The sequence below is a fragment of the Coleofasciculus sp. E2-BRE-01 genome (assembly GCF_040221695.1).
GTDB lineage: Bacteria > Cyanobacteriota > Cyanobacteriia > Cyanobacteriales > Coleofasciculaceae > Coleofasciculus.
Genome location: NZ_JAVKEA010000070.1, coordinates 1 through 4,595, shown reverse-complemented (window position 1 = coordinate 4,595; position 4,595 = coordinate 1). Strand labels below are relative to the sequence as shown.

Here is a 4,595-nt window from a genome sequence, read left to right as displayed (position 1 = left end):
TCCCTATTCCCTGACCAATGACAAATGACCAATGACAAATGACCAATGACCAATGACCAATGACAAATGACCAATGACCAATGACCAATGACCAATGACCAATGACCAATGACCAATGACCAATGACCAATGACCAATGACCAATGACCAATGACCAATGACCAATCATGAAAAAAGCACTAATATGCGGCGTGTCCGGTCAAGATGGCGCTTATCTAGCTAAATTACTCCTCAACGAAGGGTATAGCGTCTGTGGTACATCACGGGATGCTCAAATGTCATCCTTTCAGAATCTAGTCCGCCTGGGTATCCGTGACCAAGTGAAACTAGAATCCGCCTCCCTCACTGATTTTCGCAGTGTGCTGCAAGTCCTGATGAAAAATCAACCCGATGAGGTTTATAACTTGGCGGGACAAAGTTCGGTGGGATTGTCGTTTGAGCAACCCGTAGAAACCCTAGAAAGTATTTCTGTTGGTACATTAAATCTTTTAGAAGCGATTCGGTTTACGGGTGAGCCAATTAAATTTTATAATGCGGGATCGAGTGAATGTTTTGGCGATATTGGCACAGAAGCGGCGGATGAAACGACCCCATTTCGCCCAAGAAGTCCTTATGCGGTGGCAAAATCGGCTGCCTTTTGGCAAGTGGCAAACTATCGGGAAGCTTACGGTTTGTTTGCGTGTTCCGGAATTCTGTTCAATCACGAATCTCCTCTGAGACCCCAACGATTTGTGACCCAAAAGATTGTTGCGGCAGTGTCTCGGATTGCCCAAGGTAGCCAAGAAAAGCTGTATTTGGGCAATGTTGGCATTAAACGCGACTGGGGATGGGCACCGGAATACGTTGAGGCGATGTATAAAATATTGCAACAAGAAGAACCGGATGATTATGTGATTGCAACGGGAGAGAGTTACACCTTAGAAGAGTTTGTGGTAGCGGCTTTTGATTCAGTCGGCTTAAATTGGCAAGATTATGTGATCACGGATAGGAGTTTGTTCCGACCAACTGATTTAGCGATCAGTCGTGGTAATCCCGCCAAAGCCAGAGAAAAACTCGGATGGCAAGCTCAGTATAAAATGCCTGATATTGTGCGGATGATGGTTCAAGCCAAGCAAGATTCGGCACAATAAAAGTGCATGGTCATTTGTCTGTCATTGGTTATTTGTCTCAATATCCGTAGAACGCGGACTTAACAAGAAAACCTCCATGCTTCCATCATTGTCTAACTTCTGAGCAAATGACTTATGGGTGAGGATATTGAAGTTTTCTGCCAGGAATGTCTCTAATAGTGGAGAACTTTGGGAAGACACTTGAGTCGCTAACCAAAAGCGCGACTCAATTGGTGGTAAATCACTCACCAACTGTTCCAGATCAGATGTCTCTAAAGTGCTTGGAAGGATATGTTGATGAGCTGGGGCGGAACCTTGATAGTAATGGGCTAGTGCCTTGTCATAATACATCGACCAAATAATTACATCACCCGGTTGCTCGTTGGTGTTAATTACTTGGACAACGGCTTTATAATTGGGTCGATCTTGAACGGTATAGTAGCGCACCAATCCACCTGCAACGGCTATTGTATAGGCTACCGCAATGGCTATCGCCACGATTCGCCACTGACGCCATACTCTCATCAAACCTGCTGCCAGTAGGATGAAAATGTAAGGGCTGACAAATAACAAATAGCGGGTCACCCAAAGGGACATTGAGATATACGAAAACCCAAATATCAAGCCAAGCGGAATAAATGCCCAGGCTGCAACCCAAAACAGCTTTGATGAATTGTGATGTTTATTTTTGATCAGCGCCGCACCTAATAAGCCCGCCAATAGTCCCGTAAATAGCTTGTAAAACCAGGCGGCGATCGCATTCGACTGCACCGAGAAGGGCCAAACTGTAAAAAACTTCAAGGTGCGGACAACATCAATCAAATGTGGGGTTCGTCTCCCCGCGACATGTCCTTGCTGGGCGTAGGAGGACGAAGGAGACGCCATCTGAACCACAGACAATACACCTGGAGCCCACAAAACCACAATAAGCAGTAGCCATTTGCCAAAATCGAACAACACGGCGCGTTGATTACGGAATCTCCATCCCACCAACAGGATATCTGGTATCAGTAACGTCAGATTAAGCGGCACTGTGAATATGGCTAAGAGTCGCAAACCTGCCCACCCAGCCATTGACGCCAAACTGGGACGCTTCCCTGGCTCACTCATCAGGGCGTATGTCAAAGCCACGGTACCGCCTAACCCCAAACAAGTACTCATGGTATACATGCGTACTTCTTGGGCGTGATTGATGAATAGGGGTGAAAGTGCCAAGATGAGGGCAGCGATTAAGCCTTCTGCTTCTCCTGCTAAACGACGACCTAGCTGATAGACAAGGAAAACACTGGTTATCGCAAAAAGGACGGATAATCCTCGCAGCCAAGCATCGTGATTGCTAACCTGTATCCAGATACTCAGCAGCATATAATAGAGGGGACGAATTAGGTTGTTCGGCGGTAATCCCCGTCCTGTTTGAATGTCGGTAACACTGGTGAGTTCGTCAATCCAGAATCCTTCTTCTGCTAGTTGGTAAAGATAAAGGGTTGCGGCGATTAATCCGATTAAGCTAATCGGCAGCCATTGCCGGAAATGAGCCGATCGCCATTTGGCGTTTATCGAGGTAGATGATCCCATATCAGTTCACCCAATTGATGGAGTATGTTATGAACTACCCAGACCTACTTCGTTGAGGTCTGGGTTTCTACAACCAGACCAGTAGGGCTGTGTTTCCGACGCTTCGCCTGCCCTAGTTGCTTCATGCTTCCCGTTCGCTTGCGCTTACAAGTTTCTGAAGTAGAGCTAGAGACATCTGCGTCTACGAGGCTCGTTCCAAACCCCGGTAGCTTTCCTAATGCCCACAAAAGCATGACTAAGGCAGCGGCTAAGTCCCTATCCATGGTAAATCCGCATTTATGGCAATGATGAACTCTTTCGTCTAAGGTCTTTTTCTGCTGATTTCCACAGTTAGGACAGGTTTGGGATGGTTTAACTTTGCGAGTGGGAACTTCAACAAAAACCCCACCCGCGTCTTTTACTTTATATTCAATCGCTGACCTTAGCATTCCCATGCCCACATCTAAAATGGATTTGTTTAGTCCGGCTTTTTGCTTTTTGCGCTTACCTTTTTTGGCTTGGCGGGTCATTTTAGAGACTTCTAGTTTTTCTGTAGCAACGAAGCTATTACAGCGTACAATGTCTGTTGCTACTTGGTGTACCCAATTTTGACGCTGATTAGCTACCTTACGGGTTACTTTGCTAATTTTAGCTTGGGTCTTTTTCCACCGGCTAGAGCCTTTCTGTTTCTTCTGTCTATTGGGAGCCGTTTTACGACGCTTTCCCTTAGAAAGATGCTTGATTTTTGCCTCAGCTTTTCGCAAAAACTTAGGGGCTTCAATAAAAGAATGGTTTTCCCCATCAGTTATCGCCAACGCTGACTTGCAACCCAAGTCGATGCCAACTGAGCCAAAATCTGTTTGTCTTGTTGCCGCCTGTAGCTCGGTTAAGTTAACGGTGATACTGGCGTACCATTTGCCATTGCGATAAACAATGGTACAAGTTGTCGGAGTCCCCCAAATCCGGGCTTTACCGCGCATCTGGATAGAACCAATTTTGGCTAATTCCAGATAACCGTTATCACCTGTTGTGTGTACCTTCCAACCTGTTTTACTCGGATACGTCCAGCCCGAATAATGCTTAATCGACTTATATTTAGGTCGCTTGGCTAACCCTTTAAACCACCGATTAAAAGCGTAATCAACACGCTTTAACGTAGCCTGCAAAGTCATGCAATTACATTCTTTGTACTCTCCCCAAACTTCCTTGAAAGCAGGCAAAGAGTTTTGCTGCTCAAAGTAATCAACTCGGTGATTAAACCTTTGATACTGGGTAAATCGATTGCAGACAGCAGCGTTATACAGGTCTTTATGCAACTTACGGTGATACCGTAATGTCTGCTCTTGCTTTTTATTGGGGTATAGCCGAAAAGTTACACGTCTTGTTGGCATTGCCGCTTCCTCCTGTTAACATTAATCTAACAGACTCAGGTGGGGGTATGTCAAGTGAAAGCCAGAAAAGGTTCTCACTCCGTATTTTCTGTTCAACTGCATATAGTGTTCGTAACTAAATACAGACGTAAGGTTATTACATCGGGAATGCTGGAGCGATTGCATGAGGTGCTTGCAAATATTTGTATTAAGACAAAGTGCCGCCTTGTCGAGTTCTCAGGAGAAGCCGATCACGTACATCTATTGGTAGACTTTCATCCTGACAACAAACTTTCATCTCTAATTGGCAGCATGAAGTCTGCTTCCAGTCGAATCATCAGAAAAGACTTTGCTGTGGAACTATCACAAACTTATACCAAGTCAGCATTCTGGTCAGGCTCTTATTATGTTGCCTCTACTGGTGGCGCTCCCATTGAGAGAGTCAAAGCTTACATTAAATCCCAAGAAGCACCTCAAGATTGATTGCCTTCGTTCCTCCGGCAATCCGCTATCCCTCCCCACCCTGCTAACGCTGAGGGTGGGGACTCCCGCGATACGTTGA

General features: G+C 45.7%; 4 protein-coding genes. 2 read left to right on the top strand and 2 right to left on the bottom strand.

The genetic code is table 11. The features are described 5' to 3' along the window. The first annotated feature begins 164 nt into the window (after positions 1-164). Positions 165-1,130 carry a GDP-mannose 4,6-dehydratase gene (locus tag RIG66_RS08920; RefSeq protein ID WP_446377195.1) on the top strand — a complete coding sequence of 322 codons (966 nt, stop codon included), beginning with the start codon at positions 165-167 and terminating at the stop codon, positions 1,128-1,130. A 21-nt stretch (positions 1,131-1,151) separates the two neighbouring features. On the opposite strand, the gene RIG66_RS08915 is transcribed toward RIG66_RS08920, so the two are convergent. Continuing rightward, positions 1,152-2,684, bottom strand: coding sequence for a glycosyltransferase family 39 protein (locus RIG66_RS08915; RefSeq protein ID WP_446377193.1), 1,533 nt, complete (start codon positions 2,682-2,684; stop codon positions 1,152-1,154). A 44-nt stretch (positions 2,685-2,728) separates the two neighbouring features. Next, positions 2,729-4,054, bottom strand: a complete 1,326-nt coding sequence (locus RIG66_RS08910) for an RNA-guided endonuclease InsQ/TnpB family protein (protein ID WP_446377191.1) — start codon at positions 4,052-4,054, stop codon at positions 2,729-2,731. Positions 4,055-4,108: 54 nt separating this feature from the next. Here RIG66_RS08910 and tnpA point away from each other — a divergent pair, with 54 nt between their 5' ends. After that, on the top strand, positions 4,109-4,516 hold the full coding sequence (gene tnpA, locus RIG66_RS08905) for an IS200/IS605 family transposase (RefSeq protein WP_446338167.1): 408 nt from the start codon (positions 4,109-4,111) through the stop codon (positions 4,514-4,516). The last annotated feature ends 79 nt before the right edge of the window (positions 4,517-4,595 follow it).